Origin of the sequence: Erwinia psidii, assembly GCF_003846135.1 — a bacterium.
GTDB classification, from domain to species: Bacteria; Pseudomonadota; Gammaproteobacteria; order Enterobacterales; family Enterobacteriaceae; genus Erwinia; species Erwinia psidii.
Genome location: NZ_RHHM01000005.1, coordinates 60,307 through 85,712 on the forward strand (window position 1 = coordinate 60,307; position 25,406 = coordinate 85,712).

The window sequence follows — 25,406 nt, forward strand, 5'->3', positions numbered from 1 at the left end:
GGTGTACAAGGGGGGAGAATGGAGAAGCCATTAAATGGTAAACAGATTCTGATCGTTGAAGACGAGATCGTTTTCCGCTCTCTGCTGGGTAATTTTCTGGCCGATCTTGGCGCCGCCACTGTGCTCGCTGACGATGGGCTTCAGGCGCTGGATTTGATGCAGCATCATGCGGTTGACCTTATTATTTGTGACCTTGCGATGCCACGAATGAATGGAATCAAACTGGTTGAGCATCTTAAAAGTAAAGGCAGCGACCTACCTGTGCTGGTGATTTCCGCAACCGAAAACATGTCTGATATTGCACAGGTTCTGCGACTGGGCGTACAGGATATCTTACTTAAGCCACTGAAAGATTTGGGTCGGGTACGTGACGCCGTCTACGAATGCCTGTATCCATCAATGTTTACTTCCAAGGTTGAGGAAGACGAACAACTTTTCCAGGATTGGGATGCCCTGGTGAGCGATCCAGCGGCTGCGGCTAAACTGCTACAGCAATTGCAGCCTCCTGTGCAGCAGACGATTGCCCACTGTCGTATTAATTACCGGCAATTAACAATGGCGGAGCAACCTGGACTGGTTCTGGATGTCGCCGCGTTGTCAGAGCATGACCTGGCATTTTATTGTCTGGATGTAACACGAGCGGGTAATAATGGCGTGCTGGCAGCGTTGTTGCTTCGTGCGTTATTCAATGGTCTGTTGCAGGAGCAATTATCTGGTCATGCACAAGAGTTGCCGGAATTAACGTCATTGTTGAAACAAGTCAATCAGCTTCTGCGGCAGGCGAATCTGACAGGGCAGTTTCCTTTACTGGTGGGGTATTATCACCAGGGAATTAAAAATCTGGTTCTGGTTTCCGCGGGCTTAAATGCCACACTCAATATTAATACCCACCAAATTCAACTCAGTAATGGCCTGCCTCTCGGCACGCTGGGAAGCCCCTATGTTAATCAGATGACGCAGAAATGCGATGCGTGGCAGTGTCAGGTATGGGGGGCAGGAGGCAAGCTGCGCCTGATGTTGTCAGCGAATTGAACAATATCTGTGAGTGTTTATTGTCGGGGCGTACACAAAGGGCCAAAAACGGCTTTACAATTGGGTAATAATCTTAATTTACGCTGAAATTGTTTAACCAGGATAAATCCACCTGGATTCAGCTGGTATACTCACTTCGTTTTTTAACTCGACATATCAAGTAATAACTTGAACGGCCTATAAGAGAGGTACTTTGATGTCTGCCTATAAGTCCAAAGTAAAAAAAGCGGTTATCCCTGTAGCAGGTTTGGGTACTCGCATGTTGCCAGCCACCAAGGCGATCCCAAAAGAGATGCTGCCGCTGGTTGATAAGCCGTTAATTCAGTATGTCGTTAATGAGTGTATCGCCGCCGGAATTAACGAGATTGTGCTGGTTACGCACTCATCGAAGAATTCCATTGAAAACCACTTCGATACCAGTTTTGAGCTGGAAGCAATGTTGGAAAAACGCGTAAAGCGTCAACTACTGGAAGAAATTCAGTCCATCTGCCCACCTCATGTCACTATCATGCAAGTACGGCAGGGGCTGGCAAAAGGCCTGGGTCACGCTGTGATGTGTGCTTATCCGGTTGTGGGTAACGAACCAGTGGCCGTTATTCTGCCAGACGTCATTATTGACGAATATGAATCAAACCTGTCTAAAGACAACCTGGCTGATATGATGCGTCGCTTTGACGAAACAGGACACAGCCAGATAATGGTTGAACCTGTTGCAGATGTTACCGCCTATGGTGTGGTGGATTGCCAGGGGGCAGAGCTGAGCGAGGGCCAGAGTGCACCGATGGTTGGTGTGGTTGAGAAGCCGAAAGCAGATAAAGCACCTTCCAACCTGGCGGTTGTAGGCCGTTACGTGCTCTCTGCAGACATCTGGCCTTTACTGGCTAAAACGCCTCCGGGTGCGGGTGATGAAATTCAGCTGACCGATTCCATTGCCATGCTGATGGAAAAAGAAACGGTTGAAGCATACCACCTTAAAGGTATCAGCCACGACTGTGGTAATAAACTGGGCTATATGCAGGCTTTCGTTGAGTACGGTGTGCGTCACAATACGCTGGGCAGCGATTTTAAAGCCTGGCTGGAAAGCACCGTGGGCAATAAAAAGTAATTTTAATTTCTAACCGGGACAATTCAATGAAAGTCACCGTATTTGGTATCGGCTATGTCGGTCTGGTTCAGGCTGCTGTTCTGGCCGAAGTCGGACATGACGTTCTTTGTATCGATGTTGACGAAAAAAAAGTCGACAATCTGAAGAAAGGGATCATTCCTATTTTTGAACCGGGTCTGACGCCTCTGGTGATGAAAAACTACGAGTCAGGACGGCTCAGGTTTTCCACCAATGCAGAAGAAGGCGTGCACCACGGTATTATGCAGTTTATCGCGGTGGGAACACCGCCTGATGAAGACGGTTCGGCCGATCTGAAATATGTTACTGCCGTAGCCCGCACCATTGCACAACACATGGAAGATAGCAAAGTTGTTATCGACAAATCGACCGTGCCTGTAGGTACGGCCGACCGCGTTCGTGCCGTGATGGAAGAAACCCTGAAAGCCCGGGGTGTTAATATTTCCTTTGATGTGGTTTCCAACCCGGAATTTCTCAAAGAAGGTGCGGCAGTAGCGGATTGTATGCGTCCTGAGCGTATCGTCGTCGGTACTGATAATGATGCTGTCGTGGAGCTTTTACGTGAGCTTTATGAGCCGTTTAACCGTAATCATGATCGCATGATTCTGATGGATATTCGTAGTGCTGAACTGACCAAATATGCAGCCAACTGCATGTTGGCGACTAAAATCAGCTTTATGAATGAGATCTCAAATCTTGCTGAACGATTGGGTGCCGATGTTGAGAAAGTCCGGCAGGGAATAGGCTCAGATTCACGTATCGGATATTCATTCATTTATCCCGGCTGTGGTTACGGCGGCTCATGCTTCCCGAAAGATGTGCAGGCGCTGATCCGCACCGCTGAGCAAATTGGTTATCAGCCACGTTTGCTCCAGGCCGTGGAAGATGTCAATGATTCACAAAAGAACAAGCTGCCAACCTTTATCAAACGTCACTTTGGTGACAATCTCCAGGGTAAAACTTTTGCACTGTGGGGTCTGTCTTTCAAGCCAAATACCGATGATATGCGAGAGGCATCCAGCCGTGTCCTGATGGAAGCGTTGTGGCAGGCCGGGGCCAGCGTTCAGGCTTTCGATCCTGAAGCGATGGATGAAGCACAGCGTATTTATGGCCATCGTGACGATTTGAAATTGATGGGAACCAAAGAGGCCGCTTTGCAGGGGGCTGATGGTTTGGTTATCTGTACTGAATGGCAAAGCTTCCGTGCACCGGATTTCGATGTCATTAAAAATGCCCTGAAAGAACCCGTGATTTTTGATGGTCGTAACCTGTATGATCCAGAAAGAGTCAGCAAACGCGGTTTCGTTTATTATGCAATCGGCCGCGGAGCTTCTGTTCAAATTGCATAATTAATGAGGGTAGTATGAAATATCTGGTTACCGGCGCAGCAGGGTTTATTGGTTTTCATGTTGCGCAACGTCTGCTCAGCGCCGGTCACCAGGTTGTCGGTCTCGACAACCTGAATGATTACTACGACGTTAAACTCAAACTTGCCCGCCTTGATATACTACGCGCTTATTCTACGTTTTCTTTCGCTAAACTTGACCTTGCTGACAGAGAGGGAATCGCGTCTTTATTCAGTAAAGAGAACGTTGAACGCGTTATCCATCTCGGTGCCCAGGCTGGTGTCCGCTATTCGCTCGAAAATCCTTCAGCCTATATTGACGCGAATATTAGCGGTCATCTGAATATACTGGAAGGATGTCGTCACGCTAAGGTTGCCCATCTGCTTTACGCCTCCTCCAGTTCAGTCTACGGCCTGAACCGGAAACTGCCTTTTTCTACCGATGATTCTGTCGATCATCCTATTTCACTTTATGCAGCGACAAAAAAAGCTAATGAGCTGATGTCTCATACCTACTCACATCTTTATGGCATACCCACTACCGGTCTTCGCTTTTTTACCGTCTACGGCCCCTGGGGACGTCCTGACATGGCGTTGTTTAAATTTACCCGCGCTATGCTGGCTGGCGAGGAAATCGATGTGTATAACAACGGTCAGATGCGGCGTGATTTTACCTACATTGATGATATTACCGAAGCAATATTCAGGTTACAGGATGTCATTCCGCAAGCTGATGCAGGCTGGACGGTTGAAGAGGGTAGTGCTGCTGACAGTTCCGCGCCATACCGCGTTTATAATATCGGCAACAGTAGTCCGGTCAAACTAATGGCGTATATTAACGCTCTGGAAAATGCCTTAGGGATCGAGGCCAATAAAAATATGCTGCCAATACAACCGGGGGATGTCCTTGAAACCAGTGCGGATACTTCGGAGCTGTACAATGTGATTGGTTTTAAACCACAGACGAGTATTGATGAAGGGATTAAAAACTTTGTGAGCTGGTATCGTTCATTTTATCAGGTCTGATATTCGTGCCCCTGTCATTGACGATGGGGGCACAAATCATCGCTGATTGCAGGATTACAGCACGAAATCTTCCAGCTGTTTACCTTGTTCTTCAATCGCTTTTTTAATCACGGCAGGGGTACGTCCCTGACCTGTCCATGTTTTAGTTTCGCCATTTTCATCTATATACTTATATTTAGCAGGGCGTGCTGCGCGCTTTGTTTTGCCGGGTGTTTTAGTGGCAGACAGCGTTGAAAGTAATTCATTAGGGTCAATACCGTCTGCAATCAACATTTCGCGATATTGTTGTAGTTTACGGCTACGTTCTTCAATTTCAGCCTGAGCATGGTGCTCTTCGTCGCGACGTTCGGTAACAACGACTTCCAGTTTCTCCAGCATTTCTTCCAGAGTTTCAAGTGAACACTCTCGTGCCTGCGCGCGCAGAGTACGAATGTTGTTCAGAATTTTAAGTGCTTCGCTCATGTTCCTGATCTCAAATTATAAAGGGTTGGGTAGTTCTGCCTGATAATAATAGAGTGCAGTAATACGAACTGCAATAGTAATTTTTGTAATATAGTCAGAATAAGGAATGACGATGATTTAGCGAAATGATTATTAACGATGTATGACAACTAATTAGAGTTGAATAAACATTCTTTTACTGCACTTAGCTAAACTCTTTCGATTACGTACGTAACTAAATTGATTGCAGGATATTTAATCTTTCTGGTGAAAGAATTCATTGGCTAACCAAGCTAACTTGAAGAAAACTCAGGAGATATTAGTGTGGTGATTTGAGTTTTTTTTATCCATTAGCTTCAATGTAATGCTAAGGGGAAAACTATTTAGTGAGCTGTTATGGTTAGTCGTTAAACGGGAACCGAACATAAATTGGCAGACAAAATGAACAGAACATGCCGGGAAAAACAGTGATTAATGCCTTTGAGGGGAGCTATGCTATAATTGCGCACATCACTGTCCAGTCCTGTTTACGGAGCACTGCCTGATGGCCCAGCTTTATTTCTATTATTCCGCCATGAATGCCGGAAAATCCACGGCTTTGCTGCAATCTTCATATAACTACGTTGAACGCGGTATGCGTACATTGGTGTATACGGCCGAGGTTGATAATCGCTTTGGCTATGGCAAGGTCAGTTCCCGTATAGGACTTTCTTCTGCAGCGAAACTGTATAATAACGGTACGGAATTTATTGCTGAGATTAATTATGAACATGAACTGGATCCCGTTCATTGTGTTTTGATTGATGAATGCCAGTTTTTGACGCGGGAACAGGTTAAAGCTTTATCTGATGTGGTGGACGTTCTGGATATACCTGTACTTTGTTACGGTTTGCGTACAGATTTTCGCGGTGAATTATTTAGCGGAAGTCAGTATTTATTGGCGTGGTCAGATAAGCTTGTCGAATTAAAAACGGTTTGTCATTGTGGCAGAAAAGCCGGGATGGTTTTAAGAATTGATGAAAAAGGTATGCCTTTTAAAGAGGGAGAACAGGTTGTGATTGGTGGTAACGAACGTTATGTTTCGGTTTGCCGCAAACATTACAAAGTGGCAATTGAACAGAATTGCTTACGTGCCGTAAATGGAAAACTGGGTGTTAAATAATCAGTGCTTATCGGCCAGAAACTATTCTGAGTGAATACCAGTACACCGCAGATATTAATCTGGTTCAGAATAAAATCCCATCTGGCAGAAGATACACGGGACAAAAAAAAGCCTGAGCCGGTGAAATGTTGGACTCAGGCCAGAGGGAAGTCCGCTTCATTCTTTCTTCTGACTGCCGTCAGGAATGTCACGGACTGCCCGCTTTCAGGCGATATTTATTTCTTGACTTTCTTTTCCGTCTGCTTTGTTGCCTTTTCCTCGACGGGAGCGCTTACCATGGCAGACGACTCGGTAAATTCACGACCATAAAAAGAGTCGAGCATAATTTGTTTCAGTTCGCTAATCAGTGGGTAGCGTGGGTTGGCTCCGGTACACTGGTCATCTAATGCATCCTCTGCAAGTTTATCAACCTTTGCAAGGAAGTCCGACTCCTGAACCCCGGCCTCGCGGATGGACTTTGGAATACCCAGTTCAGTCTTAATCCCTTCGAGCCATAGCAGCAGCTTTTCAAGTTTCTGCGCGGTGCGATCGTCGGCAGCGCTGAGGCGAAGGTGATCGGCTATTTCAGCGTAGCGACGGCGTGCCTGAGGTCGATCGTACTGACTGAATGCGGTTTGTTTGGTGGGATTATCATTCGCGTTATAGCGTATAACGTTGCAGATCAGCAGGGCGTTGGCCAGACCATGCGGAATGTGGAATTCGGACCCCAATTTGTGGGCCATGGAGTGGCACACGCCGAGGAAAGCATTCGCAAAAGCAATACCAGCGATGGTGGCAGCATTGTGGACGCGCTCACGGGCAATCGGATTTTTTGCGCCCTGGTGGTAGCTGGCAGGCAGATTTTCCTGAAGCAATTTCAGTGCCTGCAGTGCCTGTCCATCAGAGTATTCGTTAGCCAGTACAGAAACGTACGCTTCCAGTGAGTGGGTGACCGCATCAAGGCCTCCGAACGCACACAGGGACTTTGGCATGTCCATCACCAAATTGGCGTCGACAATAGCCATATCAGGTGTCAGCGCATAATCCGCCAGCGGATATTTCTGTCCGGTGCTGTCATCGGTTACCACCGCAAACGGAGTTACCTCAGATCCGGTACCCGATGTTGTGGTGATCGCAATCAGCTTCGCTTTCACACCCATTTTAGGGAATTTGTGGATGCGCTTACGAATATCCATAAACCTGAGCGCCAGTTCTTCAAATGCGGTCTGCGGATGTTCATACATTACCCACATAATTTTTGCCGCATCCATTGGTGAGCCACCACCAAGTGCAATAATCACATCAGGTTTAAAAGAATTCATCTGTTCAGCCCCTTTGCGCACGGTACTTAACGTAGGGTCTGCTTCAACGTCGAAAAACACCTCTGTCTCAATACCGTGTTTTTTCAGTACTGAGACAATTTGATCGGGATACCCGTTGTTAAAGAGGTAACGGTCAGTGACAATAAAGGCACGCTTAGCTCCATCTGTAGCCACTTCTTCCATAGCGATTGGCAGCGAACCACGACGGAAGTAGATAGACTTGGGAAGTTTATGCCACAACATATTTTCTGCTCGCTTAGCCACAGTTTTTCTATTGATAAGATGTTTAGGTCCGACGTTTTCGGAAATGGAGTTACCACCCCATGAGCCGCAGCCCAGTGTCAGTGATGGGGCAAGTTTGAAGTTGTACAGGTCACCGATACCGCCCTGTGAGGCCGGGGTATTAATCAGAATACGCGCGGTCTTCATTTTGTCGCCAAAGTGGTTAACGCGCTCGCGCTCGTTGTCCTGGTCGGTGTAGAGGCACGAGGTGTGGCCAATACCGCCCATCGCCACCAGTTTCTCTGCTTTGCCGATCGCATCTTCAAAATCTTTGGCACGGTACATGGCGAGGGTAGGTGACAGCTTCTCATGAGCAAAAGGTTCTGATTCATCGACCAGTTTAACTTCGCCGACCAGGATTTTTACATTGTCAGGAACGCTGATTCCCGCAATTTCAGCAATTTTTACCGCAGGCTGTCCGACGATCGCTGCATTAAGTGCGCCATTTTTCAGGATAACATCCTGAACAGCTTTGAGCTCTTTGCCCTGTAAAATATGGCCCCCGTGGCTGGCAAAACGCTCACGTACCGCGTCATAAACGGAATCCACCACAATAACGGATTGTTCAGACGCACAAATAACACCGTTATCAAAGGTTTTTGACATCAGGATTGAGGCTACGGCGCGTTTAATATCTGCCGTCTCATCAATCACCACAGGCGTGTTGCCCGCGCCTACACCGATCGCGGGTTTACCTGAGCTATAGGCCGCCTTGACCATACCGGGACCACCGGTTGCGAGGATCAGGTTGATATCCGGGTGGTGCATTAGCTGATTGGACAGTTCGACGGACGGAACATCAATCCAGCCGATGATATCTTTAGGTGCACCCGCTGAAATGGCAGCCTTGAGCACAATCTCTGCCGCTTTATTGGTGGCATTTTTGGCTCTTGGGTGAGGCGAAAAAATAATACCGTTGCGTGTTTTGAGGCTAATCAGTGCCTTGAAGATGGCGGTGGAGGTAGGGTTGGTCGTGGGGACGATACCACAGATAATACCTGTCGGCTCGGCGATGGTAATTGTACCAAATGTCTCATCAGTGCTGAGGATACCGCAGGTTTTTTCGTCCTTGTAGGCATTGTAGATATATTCAGAAGCGAAATGGTTTTTGATGACTTTGTCTTCAACAATTCCCATTCCTGATTCTGCCACGGCCATTTTTGCCAGCGGGATGCGGGCATCAGCGGCAGCAAGGGCGGCAGCACGGAAAATTTTGTCAACCTGTTCTTGAGTGAAAGTGGCGTATTCGCGCTGTGCTTTTTTAACACGTTCAACCAGTGCGTTAAGTTCGGCAACATTAGTAACGGCCATAATGCTCTCCTGAAGGAAGTTTAAACTCTGTTAGTAAACAAGTCAGAACCTGGGAGTATAGCCACGGTAGATAAATTTGCTGCGATAAAAAGGGTGGCTATCCGTACTAATTTAACGTTTAGTTCCAATGATTTACTGAAAGAGTCTAATAATTAAAACCTGATGGGAAGACGTTGCGACTATGGTTGCCTGCCTAAGCATAATGATAAATCTTACGCACAATGCATTTTGATAATATTGATCTGGGTCATGCCATGAGAAAGCTGACTCCTTTCAGCTTGACCTTTTGCGGTGCTTGAGGTGGTTTTTGATGCAGGTAATTATTCCAAAAATAATCCTGCAGGTTTATTTGCTAATTATTGTTTTTCATGTGGTTTTTACTGCCAATCCAAAGGCTCCAGAGCAGATAAAAACACCTGATTATGTGCATAGTAACAGCGATGATTTTCCATTAAATTAGCCATCAGTAAATTGGCCTGCTCAGGAGCTTAGTGTGAACCCGGCACTTTTCGATTTTTCCATTTATATAAAATTTTTCGTTGGACTTTTTGCCCTTGTCAATCCGTTTGGCGTTATTCCTGTTTTTATCAGCATGACCAGTTATCAGGTGCCTGCTGCCCGTAATAAAACCAATCTGACGGCCAATCTTTCAGTGGCAATTATTTTATGGACCTCCCTGTTTCTTGGGGACATTATTTTGCATTTCTTTGGTATTTCCATTGATTCTTTTCGCATTGCAGGCGGGATTCTGGTGGTAACCATTGCGATGTCAATGATCAGCGGTAAGTTGGGGGAAGATAAGCAGAACAAACAGGAGAAGTCAGAAACTGCTATCAGGGAGAGTATTGGCGTGGTGCCACTGGCCTTACCGCTGATGGCCGGACCGGGCGCGATCAGCTCAACCATCGTCTGGAGCTCGCGATATCACAGTTGGCAGAATCTGATTGGTTTCAGCATATCAGTGGGGTTATTTGCCGCCTGTTGCTGGCTGTTGTTTCGTGCGGCACCATTAATGGTGCGTGCGTTGGGACAAACAGGAATCAACGTTATTACCAGGATCATGGGATTATTGCTTATGGCTCTGGGGATAGAGTTTGTGGTGACCGGGATTAAAGCGCTGTTTCCGGGGCTGGCCAGCTAAAAATCTCTGACTGTAAACTCGATGTTAAAGCGCATATCATGCGCTTTTTTTTCGCTGGTCATCAACCTGTGCACCATTTTGGTGCTATCCGGCTTTTTTATCTCTCATTATGGCTAGAATATTCGCGTGTCTTAACATTTTAATAATATTATTAGTATAATTACTGCAACTGGTTAATGTAAAAGAAGATAATGTGTAGCTGTGTTATTTTAATTCAGATTTTAATGCTTATCCATCGCAATAAATAAGCTTTATAAACTATGAAAAGGTGTCATTTAAAGATATAAAGCTAAAAAGTTGCTTAACTGCTATAAGTGCTTTAATTTATTGACAAAATCCCATTGTTTATTGGGGTAATGGTTATTATTTTTTATAATTTGTTGATTTTATTAGCTTAAATATTATTTTTTTATATGAAATAATGCTTCACCTGGGAAAAATCTCATGATAAAAAAGAAATAGTTAACAACCCCGCCATTCTGGGTTCGCTGCTTAAACCGTGTTCTGTCAAAGTGCAAAGAATACCTGGCATCAGTTGTGCATGGTGGTTGTGCCACACGATTGCTGATTGCTGATTGATGGTTCAAGATAATAATTAACACAGGTTGCTTACCCTTAATGAAACGTTCATTTTTTGTCAGTCGTCCGAGGTATCAGGCCATATTGATGAGTATGGCTGTTGTTACCAGCCATGCATTTGCCGCCAGCGTGCCGTCAGATGTCACCCTTGCTTCTGAGCAGTCCATCGTTATTAACAATGGTGGTGAGGTCTCATCCCTTGATCCTCAGAAGACTGAAGGGGTTCCTGAAAGCAGCGTGATTATGAACCTGCTTGAAGGGCTGGTGACAACGGACAACAACGGGCGACTTGTGCCAGGCGTGGCGGAAAGCTGGCACAGCGATCGGGATAAAATCTGGACTTTCACTCTCAGAAAAGAGGCAAAATGGAGTAATGGTGATCCTGTTACGGCGGCAGATTTTGTCTACAGCTGGCAGAGGCTGGCAGATCCTGCCACCGCATCCCCCTACGCCAGCTACCTGCAATATGCCCACATTGGCAATATCGACGCGATCCTCGCCGGGAAAAAAGCCCCGCAAACACTTGGGGTGAGAGCGATTGACCAGCATCATCTGCAGGTTACTCTCACGGAACCGGTACCCTATTTTATTACCCTTGTAGCCAACACCTCGATGATGCCAGTTAACCGGCAGGTGTTGGAAAAATGGGGCGATAAGTGGACGCTTTCGGGCCACTATGTTGGCAATGGTGCTTATACACTCAGTGACTGGGTGATTAATGAAAAGATTGAAGTAAAGCGTAACCCGTTGTACTGGAATGATAATAAAACGGTCATCAGCAGAGGGACTTTCCTGCCAATCACGTCAACTACCGCTGATGTTAATCGCTATCGTAGCGGTGAAATTGATATCACCTACAGCGTATTGCCCCCGGAACAATTCCCGATGCTGAAAAAAACCTTGGGAACACAAGTGCATGTCAACCCGCTGCTGTGCACATTTTATTATGAACTGAATAATAAACGTCCCCCCTTTAACGATCCACGCGTGCGCACTGCGGTTAAATTAACGCTCGATCGGCGCATTATCACAGAAAAAATCATGGCACAGGGACAGATCCCGGCGGGTACCTTTACACCACCGTTTATTGATGGTGCGCATTTCACCCAGCCAGACTGGATGACTCTGACTCAACAGCAGCGCAACCAACAGGCAAAAAAACTACTGAAGGAAGCGGGGTACAGTTCCGATAACCCTCTGAGTTTTACCCTGCTGTACAACTCTTCTGATGTTAATCAAAAGCAGGCTATCGCTGCCGCCTCAATGTGGAAAAAGAACCTCGGCGCCAACGTAAGTTTAAACAATCAGGAATGGAAAACCATGCTGGATACCCGTCATCAGGGGAATTTTGACGTGGCGCGTGCCACATGGTGCGCTGATTACAACGAGCCGTCCACCTTCCTTAACGCCATGTTAAGCAACTCGTCTGTCAACACGGCGTTTTACCACAGCGAAAAATTTGATGCGTTGATGGCAAAAACGTTAACAGCCAACAGCGATCGTCAGCGGGCGGAGTATTATCAGCAGGCTGAACAGCAACTCGACAGTGATTCTCCGATTGTTCCGGTGTATTACCGGGTAAGCAGCCGGCTGGTAAAACCCTGGGTAGGTGGTTTTACCGGCAAAGATCCGCAGGATCTGACTGGTTTGCACTATTACTACATTATTAAACATTGAAACTGTCAGAGGCCGGGATGGGTTGACCGGGGTGAAAGCTGACAGTAAAGGTAAAGTAAAAACGGCTACAGATGCCACTGCTTCGGCAACTGAGATATCCGGTTGATGAATGTCGCGGACAAGCCATGAGTACAGCAGCAATAAATATAACTGGAGTTAATAATTACATGATCAACATCACCAAAAAAAGCCTGGTTGCTCTGGGCGTACTGACTGCACTGGCGGGCCCTGTGGCAATGGCAGCAACGATCCCGGCGGGTGTCGAGCTGGCAGCAAAACAGGAACTGGTAAAAGGTAACGGTAGCGAAGTGCAGTCGCTTGATCCGCACAAAATTGAAGGTACCCCGGAATCCAACGTTAGCCGCGATCTGCTGGAAGGGCTGGTCATCAGCGATTTGCAGGGGCATCCTGTTCCTGGCGTGGCAGAAAGTTGGGAAAACAAAGACGGCAAGGTATGGACCTTCCACCTGCGTAACAACGCCAAATGGTCTAACGGCGAACCCGTCACGGCCCAGGACTTTGTGTACAGCTGGCAGCGTCTTGCCGATCCCAAAACGGCTTCTCCCTATGCCAGCTATCTGCAATACGGTCATCTGGAAAATGTTGATGATATCATCGCCGGTAAAAAGTCGCCTGATACATTGGGTGTGAAGGCCCTGGATGCGCATACCTTGCAGGTAACACTGACGGAATCTGTACCGTATTTCTATAAGCTTCTGATTCACTCCTCAATGTCACCTGTCTACAAGCCCGCCGTTGATAAATTTGGCGATAAGTGGACCCAACCTGAAAACTGGGTGGGTAATGGTGCATTTAAGTTACAAAGCCATGTCATTAATGAAAGTATCGTTGTAGTACGTAACCCGGACTACTGGGATAATGCCAATACAAAACTCGAAAAAGTCACCTTTCTACCTATTTCTTCTGAGGTGGGAGACGTCAACCGCTACTTTAGTAACGGTGGCAGCGATATGACGTATAACAATATGCCCATTGAGCTGTTCAAAAAACTTCAGCGTGATAATCCTAAAGACCTGCATGTTGATCCTTACCTCTGTACTTATTACTACGAAATCAATAACCAGAAACCACCTTTCAACGATGTGCGCGTGCGTACCGCGCTGAAACTGGGCCTGGATCGTGACATTATGGTGAATAAGGTGCTGGCACAGGGACAATTACCTGCCTGGAGCTTTACGCCACCGGCGACAGACGGCGCCACATTAATCAAACCAGAGTGGACTACCTGGTCACAGGAAAAACGTAACGAAGAGGCGAAAAAGCTGCTGGCGGAAGCCGGTTACACTGCGGATAAGCCGTTAAGCTTTGAACTGCTTTACAACACCTCTGACCTGCACAAAAAACTGGCTATTGCCGCCTCATCGATCTGGAAGAAAAACCTGGGCATAAATATCAAGCTCAACAATCAGGAATGGAAAACCTTCCTGGATACCCGTCACCAGGGGACCTTTGATGTGGCACGTTCTGCGTGGTGTGCGGATTACAACGAGCCCACCTCATTCCTTAACACCATGTTAAGTGGTAGTAGCATCAACACTTCTCACTATTCATCTGCGGAGTTCGATAAGGTGATGGCTGCGGCAGGTAAGGCAAGTGATGAAAAAGACCGCAGCGGCTTCTATGCCAAAGCCGAGCAGGTGCTGGATAAAGATTCCGTTATCGCACCGGTTTACTATTACGTGAATGCCCGTCTGGTTAAAACCTATGTGGGTGGCTACACCGGTAAAGATGCTCTGGACAACGTTTACGATAAAAATTTGTATATTATCAAACACTAATGGCAATGTGGGGGAAGGGATCCTTCCCTCTGTCACTGTTTTTAAGCCGTGCTGAGGCACAGGCCAGCAGGTACGGGCAATGTTAAAGTTTATTTTACGTCGTTTTCTTGAAGCGATTCCGACGTTACTTATTTTAATCACCATCTCTTTCTTTATGATGCGACTGGCACCAGGCAGTCCTTTTACCGGTGAGCGAACGCTGCCACCGGAAGTCATGGCCAACATCGAAGCTAAATATCATCTGCACGATCCCATCTGGAAGCAGTACAGCGATTATTTGTTGCAACTGGCGCATGGCGACTTCGGACCTTCATTTAAATACAAAGACTATTCGGTTAATTACCTGGTAGGGCATGCTTTTCCGGTATCGGCCAAACTGGGTCTGGCCGCGTTTATTCTGGCGATAATTTTGGGGGTTACGGCAGGTGTTATCGCTGCGCTGAAGCAGAACAGCAAGTGGGACTTTATGGTAATGGGCGTGGCGATGACCGGCGTGGTGATCCCAAGCTTTGTTGTCGCGCCGCTGCTGGTTCTGATCTTTGCCATTGCGCTTAAATGGTTACCTGGGGGAGGCTGGAACGGAGGACAACTGAAATTTATGATCCTGCCGATGGTGGCACTGTCACTGGCCTATATTGCCAGCATCGCCCGCATTACCCGCGGCTCGATGATCGAAGTGCTGCACTCCAACTTTATCCGTACCGCACGCGCCAAGGGACTGCCAATGCACCGTATCGTACTGCGACACGCGCTAAAACCGGCAATGTTGCCAGTCATATCCTATCTCGGCCCTGCCTTTGTTGGCATTATCACTGGTTCAATGGTGATTGAAACCATCTATGGTCTGCCGGGAATCGGCCAGCTGTTTGTCAATGGGGCGCTTAACCGGGACTATTCGCTGGTGTTGAGTCTGACTATTCTGGTGGGCGCTTTAACCATTCTCTTTAATGCGATTGTTGACGTGCTGTATGCGGTTATCGATCCAAAAATTCGTTACTGATTCTGGAGCAGGCAATGATGTTAAGTAAAAAAAATAGCGCCGCTCTCGACACCCTCAGCGAGAGGCTGGAGATAGAAGGTCGAAGCCTCTGGCAGGATGCGCGACGACGGTTTATCCATAACCGGGCCGCACTGGCCAGCCTGTTGGTTCTGCTGCTTATCGGTTTATTTGTCGTATTTGCGCCGATGATGTCATCATTTACCTATGACGACACTGACTGGGGCATGATGTCAACTGCACCGGACATCGCCACAAAACATTATTTTGGCACGGATTCGTCCGGTCGTGACCTGCTGGTCAGGGTGGCAATTGGTGGTCGCATTTCGTTGATGGTGGGCATTGCTTCCGCGATGGTCGCCGTGCTGGTGGGCACGCTTTATGGATCGCTGGCCGGGTATCTTGGTGGCAAAACTGACTCGATAATGATGCGGCTGCTGGAGATCCTTAATTCCTTTCCGTTCATGTTCTTTGTGATCCTGCTGGTAACCTTTTTTGGCCGTAACATACTGCTGATATTTGTCGCCATTGGGCTGGTTTCCTGGCTGGATATGGCGCGTATCGTTCGCGGCCAGACACTAAGCCTTAAGCGCAAAGAGTTTATTGAGGCCGCTCAGGTCGGCGGCGTTTCCACCACCCGTATTGTGTTAAAGCACATTGTGCCAAACGTGCTGGGTGTCGTGGTGGTGTATGCCTCTCTTCTGGTGCCGAGTATGATCCTGTTTGAATCTTTCCTCAGCTTTCTTGGCCTGGGAACACAGGAGCCACTTAGTAGCTGGGGAGCCTTACTCAGCGACGGTGCGAATTCAATGGAAGTATCTCCGTGGTTACTGTTGTTCCCGGCGGGATTCCTGGTAATTACGCTGTTCTGTTTTAATTTTATCGGTGATGGCCTGCGTGATGCCCTCGACCCGAAAGATCGCTAAGGAGTTGCCGATGCATGTTACTGAATTACAGCCAGCCGTGGCGAAAGATGCGCACAGCGAGTTTTTACTTAGCGTAAGAGATTTGCGGGTCACTTTTGGCACGCCAGACGGTGATGTTACGGCGGTTAACGACCTGAACTTTAGTCTCCGGGCGGGTGAAACACTCGGTATCGTGGGCGAGTCCGGTTCCGGTAAATCACAAACCGCTTTCGCGCTGATGGGCTTACTGGCCAGCAATGGTCGGATCGGTGGGTCGGCCCTGTTTAATGGTAATGAAATCCTTAATCTACCGGAGAAACAGCTAAATCGCCTGCGGGCCGAGCAGATCGCCATGATTTTTCAGGACCCGATGACCTCGCTTAATCCTTATATGCGCGTGGGCGATCAGCTGATGGAAGTACTCAAACTTCACAAAGGGATGAGCAGTTCGCAGTCTTTTGAAGCGTCGGTGAAAATGCTGGACGCGGTTAAAATGCCCGAAGCGCGTAAACGGATGAAGATGTACCCGCATGAGTTCTCAGGCGGAATGCGCCAGCGAGTGATGATCGCTATGGCGCTGTTATGTCGGCCAAAACTGCTTATTGCTGATGAACCGACCACCGCGCTTGATGTGACGGTACAGGCACAGATTATGATGCTGTTGAACGATCTGAAAAGAGAATTCAATACGGCAATCATTATGATCACCCATGATCTTGGCGTGGTAGCCGGGATTTGTGACCAGGTTCTGGTGATGTATGCCGGCAGAACCATGGAATACGGCAGGGCAAGGGATGTCTTTTATCAGCCAACCCATCCCTATTCAATTGGTCTGCTTAACGCCGTGCCCCGTCTTGATGCAGAGGGGGATTCGCTGACGACTATTCCCGGTAATCCACCTAATCTTCTGCGTTTGCCGCAAGGCTGTCCTTTCCAGCCACGCTGCTCTCATGCGATGGCAGTGTGCTCCTCTGCACCTCCCCTGATGCCGTTTGCACAAGGACGTGAGCGTGCCTGCTTTAAACCCCTGGAGGAACTGGTATGAGTGCGGTAGCGGAAAAACAAGTCCTGCTGGAAATTGCCGATCTGAAGGTCCATTTTGCCATCAGGGATGGTCATCAGTGGTTCTGGCAGCCGCCGAAAAGCCTTAAGGCCGTTGATGGCGTCAGCCTTCGCCTGTATGAAGGGGAAACGCTGGGCGTGGTCGGTGAATCTGGCTGTGGCAAATCTACCCTGGCACGCGCCATTATTGGCCTGGTTAAAGCCACCGAAGGGCGTGTTGCCTGGTTGGGACGTGATTTACTGGGGCAGAGTGAGGAGGAGTGGCGCAGGGCGCGCAGTGATATTCAGATGATTTTCCAGGATCCACTTGCTTCCCTTAATCCACGCATGACCATCGGTGAAATCATTGCGGAACCGCTTCGCACTTATCATCCTCAAATGCCCCGCGAAGAAGTTAAAGAGCGGGTCAAGGCGATGATGATGAAAGTGGGTCTGTTGCCAAACCTGATTAACCGCTATCCTCATGAGTTTTCCGGCGGTCAGTGCCAGCGCATCGGTATCGCCCGTGCGCTGATCCTTGAACCGAAGCTGATTATCTGTGACGAGCCGGTTTCTGCACTTGACGTTTCAATCCAGGCGCAGGTGGTTAATCTGCTGCAAAAATTGCAGCGTGAAATGGGGCTGTCGCTGATCTTTATTGCTCACGATCTGGCGGTGGTTAAACATATCTCCGACCGGGTGCTGGTGATGTATTTAGGCCATGCGGTAGAGCTGGGGACCTATGATGAGGTGTATCAGAATCCACAGCATCCCTACACAAGGGCGTTGATGTCGGCGGTCCCGATCCCCGACCCGGATCTGGAGAAAAACAAGGTTATTCAGCTGTTGGAAGGTGAACTGCCGTCTCCCATTAACCCGCCATCTGGCTGTGTGTTCCGCACCCGTTGCCCGATTGCCGGGCCTGAATGTGCTAAAACCCGTCCACTGCTTGAGGGTAGTTTCCGCCATGCCGTATCCTGTCTGAAGGTGGATCCTATGTAACTATATCTCTGCCTGTTGAGTATGTTCGCTTGTGTGACATGTTAGTGAAACGGCGGGGGAGGTAATGCGTCTTGCGGCAGGGATGGGCGAGACGCACAGGGTAAAGACGCGTTTTTGTCTAATCAGCGGGAGAGTGTCTGCACTGTTTATTCACGCCACAGAATGTGGCAGAGCTTGTTATCTTTTTCGCGGCACATCAGTACGCGTGCAAATATGTCAGTTACAGGCTCGCCTTCGGCTTCACCCAGTCCAATCACCACTTCGGCGAAAAAATCCGGGTTCAGGTCGAAATCGACATGATCTACCCAGTCGTCTGAAGGGTCAAACAGCTCCGCGCCGCCGCGTTCTTCAAACTGAAGATTGAACAGGATAATATCGGCCGGGTCGAGATTGTCTGCTGCCAGTTCAAGAAAAATATCATAGGCTTGTTCAAGCGTTTCATCATCGGTAAGGCGGTTATTCAAATCCATAGCATTTCCCATAAGGCCCGCAGGCGCTGTGCAATCCCGCTCGTTTTACAGTAAAGGGCTGAAGAAGTAAAACAGCCGTTCAACAATTCGCTGCCAGTAAGCACGACGTGACCAGCGTTTTTCATCTACCAGTCGCGAACGGGCAATATAATCATCCTGTACGCGAGCCAGATCGCTGCCGAAACCATCATCATCAATCACCAGCGTGATTTCAAAATTAAGCCACAGGCTACGCATATCCAGATTGACCGTGCCGACCAGGCTTAACTGACCGTCTACCAGTACGCTTTTGGTATGCAGCAAACCGTCTTCAAACTGATAAATCTTAACGCCCGCATCCAGTAGCTCGGCAAAAAAAGCCCGACTGGCCCATCCCACCAGCACGGAGTCGTTATGCCGTGGCACGATAATGCTGACATCCACGCCACGGTGAGATGCGGTACAGATAGCATGGAGCAGGTCGTCACTGGGCACGAAGTATGGCGTGGTCATAATCAGCTGCTCGCGGGCAGAGTAGACGGCGGTTAGCAGTGCCTGATGAATCAAATCTTCCGGGAAGCCGGGGCCGGAGGCAATCACCTGGATAGTATGGCCGCTCTCCTGTTCGAAAGGCATGATATTACCATCAGGTGGCGGTGGCAAAATACGCTTACCGGTTTCAATCTCCCAGTCACAGGAATAGATAATTCCCATCGTGGTGGCGACAGGGCCTTCCATTCGCGCCATGAGATCAATCCACTGGCCAACGCCCGCATCCTGTTTGAAATAGCGCGGATCCACCAGATTCATGCTGCCGGTATAGGCAATATAGTTATCAATTAACACCACTTTCCGGTGCTGGCGCAGATCCATACGGCGAAGAAAAACACGCAGCAGACTGACCTTGAGTGATTCTACTACGTCAATTCCTGCATTACGCATCATGGTGGCCCACGGGCTGCGGAAAAACTGCACGCTTCCGGCCGAGTCCAGCATCAGACGACAGTGAACACCGCGTCGTGAAGCAGCCATCAGGGATTCGGCTACCTCATCAGCCAGTCCGCCGGGCTGCCAGATATAAAACACCATTTCAATGTTATGCCGTGCCAGCTGAATATCGCGGATCAGTGCATGGAGGGTGTCATCGGTGGAGGTGAGCAGCTGCAACTGATTGCCTTTAACACCGGCAACGCCCTGACGATTTTCACACAACTGAAAAAGCGATCGGGCAACATCGCTGTTATCGTTGGCAAAAATCTGGTGGCAGGATTTCAGCTCACTTAACCAGCGAGCAGTGGAAGGCCACATGGTGCGGGCGCGTTCGGCACGACGCTTTCCTAAATGCAGTTCACCAAATGACAGGTAAGCGATGATACCCACCAGTGGCAGTATGTAAATAATCAACAGCCAGGCCATGGCGGAAGGCACTGCACGACGTTTCATCAGAATACGTAGCGTGATCCCAGCAATCAGCAGCCAGTAACCAAAAACCAGCAGCCAACTGAGTACAGTATAAAAAGTCGACATGTCAGTGGACGTCCCGTTCACCCTTAAGTAGAGAGAGTTTACGTGCAGATGGCAATTGACGAAACCTTTTCTGCTCTGAAGCCATCTGGTATGGCGGACGTCGGGGGTGTTTGCCATCTGCCGCACTTATTCCGATCGAAGAGGCCGGGGTGAGTCCGGGCAAAAATATCGTTGGCCAATGTCACATATCGCGTCAGGTCAGGTGGTGGGCAGGTAAGTCAATAACTACCGCCGATCTGACAATACGGATGGGCTGTGTTCAGCACCAAATTTTGCAGATGTGTGGGAAGATTCTGATAGAAAGCAGGGTACAGGCAGCCGTGTCTTTATCAAAAACTGGCAGGAAGCTGGAGCTTTGAGATGATGGCGAGTCTGTTCTGATGTTGCTGAGGATTCCCCCACAGCCACTGTTCGTAATGACCAACATCATCATCCGATCTCATTTCATGCAGGTCACAGCTGAGCATGTCGTAAGCATAAACTTTAAAACCATATGCCAGGGCGTCGTACATTCTCGCCTGCCAGAAAGACATACCATCATGAGTTTGATTCATATCAGAGACAATAACGTCATATTGCTCAAGCAGATAGCTAAAAAAAATGGTTCCTGCCAGCTCATGAAGTTCTTTTCGGTGTTTTGGCTTCTGGGTACGCCATACCAGCACCTGAGTGACAGGTCGGCAGTTGAGGAATGTGTCAGGCTGGATAACGACCCTGTTATAATAAGCAATATCCTCGGACACATCATTAATAAGTGCCAATTCGAAATGGTTTTGACTCAGACGGTCGGAAAGTCGTCCGTCTACGCGGACAAGGCGATAACCGGGTGATAGAGTGATGCCTCTGATTTCAACGCTTGTCCCCGCGGCCAGAGCGGAATAGAGGGTACTGTTATCCTCGCTTTCGTTCAAATGAGCGAAAACCTGGTTAACTTTTGCCGCATTGAGCAATTTTGCTGGCATATCGCCCCCTTTCTGTCGGCTAAAAAATAGCCGCACTGTTAGCGGCAATTGTATCGCCGCACCGATTTTTTATCAATAACAGGCCAATGCTGTCGCAGGCGGGGCATCAGGGGCCAGCCGGTTAATAATATTTTGCGCTTTTATACCGTTATCCGCCATGGTAGCAGTGTCGTGCGTGTTGCCGTATTTTAACGGGGAAGATAAAACGGGGTCACTTAAGGCTAACCTGGCGTGTTCAGTTCGGCTTAAGGACTAAGCAGGCTGCCTGGTCTGCACGACCAGCAGAGTGTACAGAATACAGCGCGTTACCCATGCCAGAGTAGCGTTTTGCTTCGCTGCATTTATTCATGACCGATCTCTTTTATTGGCCCCTGTTTTACCAAATAATCGCATCGTGATGATATTCACCTGAACTTACTCTTAATTCGCCAGGTGATTGAAGATGAGAGGTATTTGTCATTTTCAGGGAATGGGTGAATATTGTGAGTGCTGCCATGTTGTCAAACCCGGCGAGGATGGGCGAAAGAGACCTGCACTCAGGATCATCAGCCGGGAAGATGCCGATTTATGCAGCCTGGAAGACGTATTTTGTCTCAGGCAGACATATCATATTTCATTGAAAATAAATTTTTTATCAAAATACCCGTTTGAAGGGTTTAACGGCAACCTGTCTGTAGACCCCTGCGGCAATATAGGGATCATCCTGAGCCCAGGCCTGTGCAGCTTCCAGCGAGGAGAATTCGGCAATAATTGTCGAGCCGCTGAAACCCGCCGCGCCGGGGTCATTACTGTCTACTGCTGGCATTGGCCCGGCAACAATCAGTCTGCCTTCATCTTTAAGCAGCTGAAGACGAGCAAGATGGGCTGGGCGAACGGCAGCGCGTTTTTCCAGTGAATCACTGTTATCTTCCGCGTAAATTACGTAGAGCATGATGACAACTCCTGTGGATCAGTAAGATTGGGTTCTCACGGTAAGGGATCACCTGTCATTCTGCAAATGAAAGATATCTGTAAACGAAAGATATGTTTGGCTGCAAATCATCCAGTATTCATGCTGTTGTGTTTAAATGGCATCTGAAAACAGTGATGTTATTGAAACTGATTGCTATTTGCATTTAAACTGGCGTTTCACTACTTTTCACAGACTGATTATGACGACGCTGACTGAAGATTCCTTACCCCGCCGTATTTCACTGCCAATGCTGTTTTCACTTGGACTGCATGCAACGGTGATCGGCGCCATACTCTATGCTTCTTATCACCAGAAAGTGAATATCCCCAAAGCGTCGCAGCCCATCAGCGTTTCCATGATTGCGCCAGAAGTGCAGCCAGAGCCTGCGCGGCAACCTGCTGTCGAACCGGCACCCACTCCCGAACCGGCACCTATTCCTGAACCGGCACCCATTCCCGAACCGGCACCGGTTCCTGAACCCGTAGCCATGCCTTTGCCAAAGCTAAAGCCAAAGCCGGAACATAAACCTAAACCGGTGAAGAAAGAGGTGGTGAAACCGAAGAAAGAGGTCAGGCCACATACCGTAGCGAAACAGGCATCGCCATTCAATGATGAAAGGCCGTCCACAGCGCCAAAGCCTTCCACAGCGCCAAAGACTTCATCAGCGTCTTCCTCGTCGATACCGGTTGGCCCAAAGCGTATCAGCGTTGCCAAGCCTGAATACCCAACCCGCGCTCAGGCCCTGGGTCTTGAAGGGAGCGTGCGGGTACAATTCGATGTGGACAGCACCGGTGGCGTGACCAATATCCGTATTCTCTCCGCTGAGCCTCGTAACATCTTCGAAAGGGATGTGCGTCTTGCGATGAAAAAATGGCGTTATGAACCCGGAAAGCCAGGAAAAGATTTGACTTTGAACATTGTCTTTAAACTGAAAGGCGGTACGACGCTGGAATAAGTGGCCTGAAATTCGCGCCACAGAGCGCGAAACAGGCTAGCTATTTAACGTTAACGGCGTTTAACCCTGCTGTCTGGTCAGCCTGAGAAGTGACTTTTATCAGCTGGCAATGGGCGAGATTCTCCTTGTTGATCCACTGCAACATAAATAAACACCGCTTCCGTGGTGCAGTAGCGTAGTCCAATTGGCTCTGATGAGACCTTCTTAATCCACACTTCAACATTAATGGTAACAGAGCTGCTCCCTGTACGGATGCAGCGTGCATAACAGCTCACCACATCACCGACGGCAACGGGTTTGAGAAACGTCATGCCATCGACCCGAACGGTAACCACCCGTCCACCGGCAATTTCTTTTGCCAGGATGGCACCACCTATATCCATCTGAGACATAAGCCACCCGCCAAAAATATCGCCATTTGCGTTGGTATCGGCAGGCATGGCCAGCGTCCGTAGCACCATCTCGCCCTGTGGGAGTCGGTTATCAATATCACTCATGCTGTTGCTTCCGGCTGGTAGAGAGAGGGTGGCCCGACGATTATCGGGCGTTAAAGGATTATTTTTCTTCCTGTGGCATCAGGCGATAGATATACAGGCCACTGATCAGGGTGAACAACAACGTCAGACCGGTTAAACCGAACACTTTAAAGTTAACCCAAAATGCCTGAGATAACCAAAAGGCGACATAGATGTTGGCAAGTCCACAGGCGAGGAAAAAAGCCGCCCACGCAAGATTCAGCTTACGCCAGGCAAAATCAGGCAGTTTCAGTTCCTTACCCAGCATACTTTGGATCAGCGGTTGCTCCATCCAGAAATGGCTGAACAACAGTGCCAGTGCGAACAGAGAATAAATCACCGTTACTTTCCATTTAATAAATTCGTCATTGTGGAAAACCAGCGTCAGCGTGCCGAACACCGCAACCAGCACAAAAGTGAAAATAGTCATCTTCTCAACTTTGCGGAACATCACCCAGCTGGCGATAAGCGCCAGCGCAGTTGCCACAATCAACGCACCTGACGCAACATAGATGTCATACAATTTGTAGAAAATAAAAAAAACTACCAGTGGAAGAAAATCAAATAACTGCTTCATAAAGGTTTCCAGATACCAGACAGACAAAACACCACGTTATTCGGTCACAGCGCACAGGAAGATGCGGCGGCAGATCAACGCAACAGCATATAAAGGCGATAAAGATAGATTATCAGTATGGCTGAAATAAGGTTGCTCAGGGCGTTGAGCAGGACCGAAGCGATATTGGCAGGCAGAATGGTCAGCGAGGATGCCAGCAACACTACCGCCAGCTTCGCCATCAGCCAGACTGACACGCCGGGGGCAACCACCTTCATCTGACCCCAGACCAGAGACATGCTGGTTCGCATCGCCCTGAAGACACCGGTTTTTTCAGTAGTGAGAACTATCGGTGAAAGTGCCAGTACAATACTCAGAATAACGCCCGGAACGACCAGAACCATAAAGCCAAGTTGCACCACCAGCGTCATCAGAAACACCAGCAGCAGCAGGTGGGGCAGCATGGGGGCCGAGGTGCCAATTGCCCGCAGCGCGCTGACCCGTTGACCTGCCGATACCATTGGGAGCAGGGTCAGCATGGCGCCCAGTAGCAGCGTATTACCTACCAGCGAGGCAAAGGTCCCCGCAGCAGAAGCACGCAACAGGATCCGCTGCTGATCGGTGGACATGTTCTGCACCATCTCCAACAGACTACCTGAACCGTTATCGCCGTCGGTGAGAATTGAAAGCTGATCCGCTCCAGGGGTCAGAGCATGGCCAATCATAACGGTAATGAACGAACTCAGCAGTGATACCAGGGCAATAGTAATTAACTGATGGCGGAGAAAATTCCCCGTGTCACGGTATAACGAACCTGCCGTGAAAGACATGTACTCTCCTTGAAGAACCAGTATTAGCGATCCGGGGATTGTACATTGTCTGATGCCAACCTGGCACCCTGACTTACATAACTTTCTATTAAAGGAGGCCCGGTAAGTACCAACCGCGGCGGCAGACCATATTGTGCTCTGGCGCGATCGCAGGCCTGGTTGTGTTGACTGTTTTCCCCTGATGGAGAAAAGTCACGACACAACTGGGGTCGCTGCGCATAGACGCTACAGGACACACAACCATCAATTTGCCTTCCGGCGCCACGCCGCGTGGTGAACGGTTATTGGTTTTCCCGCATGTTTCGCATAAAAAGATTCAGTGATTCGGTGAAATACCTCCGCCATCATCGGGTTTCGACCAGTAAACGACACGCGGAAATGAGCGCAACAGGCGCCGCAGTGAACACAGGGATTTAAGCGTTTCGCTCATCTGATTGCCAGCCCCTTTGGGGCTTCGAGCCAAAATCACATGGATGGAGGGCAGTAACATAATCGG

The 25,406-nt window shown here is 48.7% G+C and carries 22 protein-coding genes and 1 pseudogene; 13 read left to right on the forward strand and 10 right to left on the reverse strand.

Translation table 11 applies throughout. From position 1 onward, the window contains the following. Positions 1-18 precede the first annotated feature (18 nt). From rssB to EB241_RS07780, 4 genes are all read left to right on the forward strand, one after another. Positions 19-1,032, forward strand: a complete 1,014-nt coding sequence (rssB, locus tag EB241_RS07765) for a two-component system response regulator RssB (RefSeq protein WP_124232628.1) — start codon at positions 19-21, stop codon at positions 1,030-1,032. A gap of 196 nt (positions 1,033-1,228) precedes the next feature. Then, entirely contained in the window at positions 1,229-2,137 is a 909-nt protein-coding gene (gene galU, locus EB241_RS07770) for a UTP--glucose-1-phosphate uridylyltransferase GalU (protein WP_124232629.1), read from the forward strand. 26 nt (positions 2,138-2,163) lie between these two features. Then, the gene (locus EB241_RS07775) at positions 2,164-3,504 is read left to right on the forward strand and encodes a UDP-glucose dehydrogenase family protein (protein ID WP_124232630.1); all 1,341 of its coding nucleotides are present in this window, start codon (positions 2,164-2,166) and stop codon (positions 3,502-3,504) included. A gap of 14 nt (positions 3,505-3,518) precedes the next feature. After that, the gene (locus tag EB241_RS07780; RefSeq protein ID WP_124232631.1) at positions 3,519-4,526 is read left to right on the forward strand and encodes an NAD-dependent epimerase; all 1,008 of its coding nucleotides are present in this window, start codon (positions 3,519-3,521) and stop codon (positions 4,524-4,526) included. Positions 4,527-4,580: 54 nt separating this feature from the next. On the opposite strand, the gene hns is transcribed toward EB241_RS07780, so the two are convergent. Further along, on the reverse strand, positions 4,581-4,988 hold the full coding sequence (hns, locus tag EB241_RS07785; RefSeq protein WP_124232632.1) for a histone-like nucleoid-structuring protein H-NS: 408 nt from the start codon (positions 4,986-4,988) through the stop codon (positions 4,581-4,583). A gap of 523 nt (positions 4,989-5,511) precedes the next feature. On the opposite strand from hns, the gene tdk reads away from it, so the two are divergent. Further along, positions 5,512-6,129 carry a thymidine kinase gene (gene tdk / locus EB241_RS07790; RefSeq protein ID WP_124232633.1) on the forward strand — a complete coding sequence of 206 codons (618 nt, stop codon included), beginning with the start codon at positions 5,512-5,514 and terminating at the stop codon, positions 6,127-6,129. Positions 6,130-6,344: 215 nt separating this feature from the next. Here tdk and adhE read toward each other — a convergent pair whose 3' ends face one another. Then, positions 6,345-9,023: a bifunctional acetaldehyde-CoA/alcohol dehydrogenase gene (gene adhE, locus EB241_RS07795; RefSeq protein WP_124232634.1), complete on the reverse strand. Its 2,679-nt coding sequence runs from the start codon at positions 9,021-9,023 to the stop codon at positions 6,345-6,347. A 493-nt stretch (positions 9,024-9,516) separates the two neighbouring features. Here adhE and EB241_RS07800 point away from each other — a divergent pair, with 493 nt between their 5' ends. The 7 genes from EB241_RS07800 to oppF all read left to right on the forward strand — a co-directional run bounded on the left by EB241_RS07800 (position 9,517) and on the right by oppF (position 18,164). Further along, positions 9,517-10,164 (forward strand): YchE family NAAT transporter, encoded by a 648-nt coding sequence (locus EB241_RS07800; protein ID WP_124232635.1) that lies wholly within the window; start codon positions 9,517-9,519, stop codon positions 10,162-10,164. A gap of 666 nt (positions 10,165-10,830) precedes the next feature. Beyond that, positions 10,831-12,420, forward strand: coding sequence for an ABC transporter substrate-binding protein (locus EB241_RS07805; RefSeq protein ID WP_124232636.1), 1,590 nt, complete (start codon positions 10,831-10,833; stop codon positions 12,418-12,420). A 167-nt stretch (positions 12,421-12,587) separates the two neighbouring features. Then, on the forward strand, positions 12,588-14,219 hold the full coding sequence (oppA, locus tag EB241_RS07810) for an oligopeptide ABC transporter substrate-binding protein OppA (RefSeq protein ID WP_124232637.1): 1,632 nt from the start codon (positions 12,588-12,590) through the stop codon (positions 14,217-14,219). 79 nt (positions 14,220-14,298) lie between these two features. Then, positions 14,299-15,219: an oligopeptide ABC transporter permease OppB gene (oppB, locus tag EB241_RS07815; RefSeq protein WP_124232638.1), complete on the forward strand. Its 921-nt coding sequence runs from the start codon at positions 14,299-14,301 to the stop codon at positions 15,217-15,219. Between the two features lie 14 nt (positions 15,220-15,233). Beyond that, entirely contained in the window at positions 15,234-16,142 is a 909-nt protein-coding gene (gene oppC / locus EB241_RS07820) for an oligopeptide ABC transporter permease OppC (RefSeq protein ID WP_124232639.1), read from the forward strand. A gap of 10 nt (positions 16,143-16,152) precedes the next feature. Then, positions 16,153-17,166, forward strand: coding sequence for an ABC transporter ATP-binding protein (oppD, locus tag EB241_RS07825; protein ID WP_124232640.1), 1,014 nt, complete (start codon positions 16,153-16,155; stop codon positions 17,164-17,166). Continuing rightward, entirely contained in the window at positions 17,163-18,164 is a 1,002-nt protein-coding gene (gene oppF, locus EB241_RS07830) for a murein tripeptide/oligopeptide ABC transporter ATP binding protein OppF (RefSeq protein WP_124232641.1), read from the forward strand. The genes oppD and oppF overlap by 4 nt, the downstream gene beginning before the upstream one ends. Before the next feature lie 146 nt (positions 18,165-18,310). On the opposite strand, the gene EB241_RS07835 is transcribed toward oppF, so the two are convergent. The 4 genes from EB241_RS07835 to EB241_RS07850 form a co-directional block, all read right to left on the reverse strand. After that, positions 18,311-18,634, reverse strand: coding sequence for an HI1450 family dsDNA-mimic protein (locus EB241_RS07835; protein ID WP_124232642.1), 324 nt, complete (start codon positions 18,632-18,634; stop codon positions 18,311-18,313). 45 nt (positions 18,635-18,679) lie between these two features. Beyond that, positions 18,680-20,140: a cardiolipin synthase gene (cls, locus tag EB241_RS07840; protein ID WP_124232643.1), complete on the reverse strand. Its 1,461-nt coding sequence runs from the start codon at positions 20,138-20,140 to the stop codon at positions 18,680-18,682. 329 nt (positions 20,141-20,469) lie between these two features. After that, the gene (locus tag EB241_RS07845; RefSeq protein WP_124232644.1) at positions 20,470-21,102 is read right to left on the reverse strand and encodes a hypothetical protein; all 633 of its coding nucleotides are present in this window, start codon (positions 21,100-21,102) and stop codon (positions 20,470-20,472) included. A gap of 634 nt (positions 21,103-21,736) precedes the next feature. Then, positions 21,737-22,033 carry a YciI family protein gene (locus EB241_RS07850; protein ID WP_124232645.1) on the reverse strand — a complete coding sequence of 99 codons (297 nt, stop codon included), beginning with the start codon at positions 22,031-22,033 and terminating at the stop codon, positions 21,737-21,739. A gap of 220 nt (positions 22,034-22,253) precedes the next feature. On the opposite strand from EB241_RS07850, the gene tonB reads away from it, so the two are divergent. Next, a complete protein-coding gene (gene tonB, locus EB241_RS07855; protein ID WP_124232646.1) occupies positions 22,254-23,009 on the forward strand; it encodes a TonB system transport protein TonB in 756 nt (251 codons plus the stop codon). Positions 23,010-23,086: 77 nt separating this feature from the next. Here tonB and yciA read toward each other — a convergent pair whose 3' ends face one another. The 4 genes and pseudogenes from yciA to EB241_RS21380 form a co-directional block, all read right to left on the reverse strand. Further along, positions 23,087-23,506, reverse strand: coding sequence for an acyl-CoA thioester hydrolase YciA (yciA, locus tag EB241_RS07860; protein ID WP_124232647.1), 420 nt, complete (start codon positions 23,504-23,506; stop codon positions 23,087-23,089). Positions 23,507-23,564: 58 nt separating this feature from the next. Next, positions 23,565-24,101 (reverse strand): septation protein A, encoded by a 537-nt coding sequence (locus tag EB241_RS07865; protein WP_124232648.1) that lies wholly within the window; start codon positions 24,099-24,101, stop codon positions 23,565-23,567. Positions 24,102-24,175: 74 nt separating this feature from the next. Next, complete coding sequence (locus EB241_RS07870) at positions 24,176-24,910, reverse strand: YciC family protein (protein ID WP_124232649.1); 735 nt, start codon at positions 24,908-24,910, stop codon at positions 24,176-24,178. Between the two features lie 23 nt (positions 24,911-24,933). Next, positions 24,934-25,282: pseudogene (locus tag EB241_RS21380) on the reverse strand (YkgJ family cysteine cluster protein). Positions 25,283-25,406 lie beyond the last annotated feature (124 nt).

What these genes read in the sequence shown, in the direction of transcription:
- oppC (WP_124232639.1), top strand. Translation starts at nt 15,234, where the DNA reads ATGATGTTAAGTAAAAAAAATAGCGCCGCTCTCGACACCCTCAGCGAG.
- EB241_RS07870 (WP_124232649.1), bottom strand. Translation starts at nt 24,910, where the DNA reads ATGTCTTTCACGGCAGGTTCGTTATACCGTGACACGGGGAATTTTCTC.
- EB241_RS07775 (WP_124232630.1), top strand. Translation starts at nt 2,164, where the DNA reads ATGAAAGTCACCGTATTTGGTATCGGCTATGTCGGTCTGGTTCAGGCT.
- yciA (WP_124232647.1), bottom strand. Translation starts at nt 23,506, where the DNA reads ATGAGTGATATTGATAACCGACTCCCACAGGGCGAGATGGTGCTACGG.
- EB241_RS07780 (WP_124232631.1), top strand. Translation starts at nt 3,519, where the DNA reads ATGAAATATCTGGTTACCGGCGCAGCAGGGTTTATTGGTTTTCATGTT.
- EB241_RS07845 (WP_124232644.1), bottom strand. Translation starts at nt 21,102, where the DNA reads ATGCCAGCAAAATTGCTCAATGCGGCAAAAGTTAACCAGGTTTTCGCT.
- tonB (WP_124232646.1), top strand. Translation starts at nt 22,254, where the DNA reads ATGACGACGCTGACTGAAGATTCCTTACCCCGCCGTATTTCACTGCCA.
- EB241_RS07865 (WP_124232648.1), bottom strand. Translation starts at nt 24,101, where the DNA reads ATGAAGCAGTTATTTGATTTTCTTCCACTGGTAGTTTTTTTTATTTTC.
- galU (WP_124232629.1), top strand. Translation starts at nt 1,229, where the DNA reads ATGTCTGCCTATAAGTCCAAAGTAAAAAAAGCGGTTATCCCTGTAGCA.
- cls (WP_124232643.1), bottom strand. Translation starts at nt 20,140, where the DNA reads ATGTCGACTTTTTATACTGTACTCAGTTGGCTGCTGGTTTTTGGTTAC.
- oppF (WP_124232641.1), top strand. Translation starts at nt 17,163, where the DNA reads ATGAGTGCGGTAGCGGAAAAACAAGTCCTGCTGGAAATTGCCGATCTG.
- EB241_RS07835 (WP_124232642.1), bottom strand. Translation starts at nt 18,634, where the DNA reads ATGGATTTGAATAACCGCCTTACCGATGATGAAACGCTTGAACAAGCC.
- oppB (WP_124232638.1), top strand. Translation starts at nt 14,299, where the DNA reads ATGTTAAAGTTTATTTTACGTCGTTTTCTTGAAGCGATTCCGACGTTA.
- rssB (WP_124232628.1), top strand. Translation starts at nt 19, where the DNA reads ATGGAGAAGCCATTAAATGGTAAACAGATTCTGATCGTTGAAGACGAG.
- tdk (WP_124232633.1), top strand. Translation starts at nt 5,512, where the DNA reads ATGGCCCAGCTTTATTTCTATTATTCCGCCATGAATGCCGGAAAATCC.
- oppD (WP_124232640.1), top strand. Translation starts at nt 16,153, where the DNA reads ATGCATGTTACTGAATTACAGCCAGCCGTGGCGAAAGATGCGCACAGC.
- adhE (WP_124232634.1), bottom strand. Translation starts at nt 9,023, where the DNA reads ATGGCCGTTACTAATGTTGCCGAACTTAACGCACTGGTTGAACGTGTT.
- hns (WP_124232632.1), bottom strand. Translation starts at nt 4,988, where the DNA reads ATGAGCGAAGCACTTAAAATTCTGAACAACATTCGTACTCTGCGCGCG.
- oppA (WP_124232637.1), top strand. Translation starts at nt 12,588, where the DNA reads ATGATCAACATCACCAAAAAAAGCCTGGTTGCTCTGGGCGTACTGACT.
- EB241_RS07805 (WP_124232636.1), top strand. Translation starts at nt 10,831, where the DNA reads ATGAGTATGGCTGTTGTTACCAGCCATGCATTTGCCGCCAGCGTGCCG.
- EB241_RS07850 (WP_124232645.1), bottom strand. Translation starts at nt 22,033, where the DNA reads ATGCTCTACGTAATTTACGCGGAAGATAACAGTGATTCACTGGAAAAA.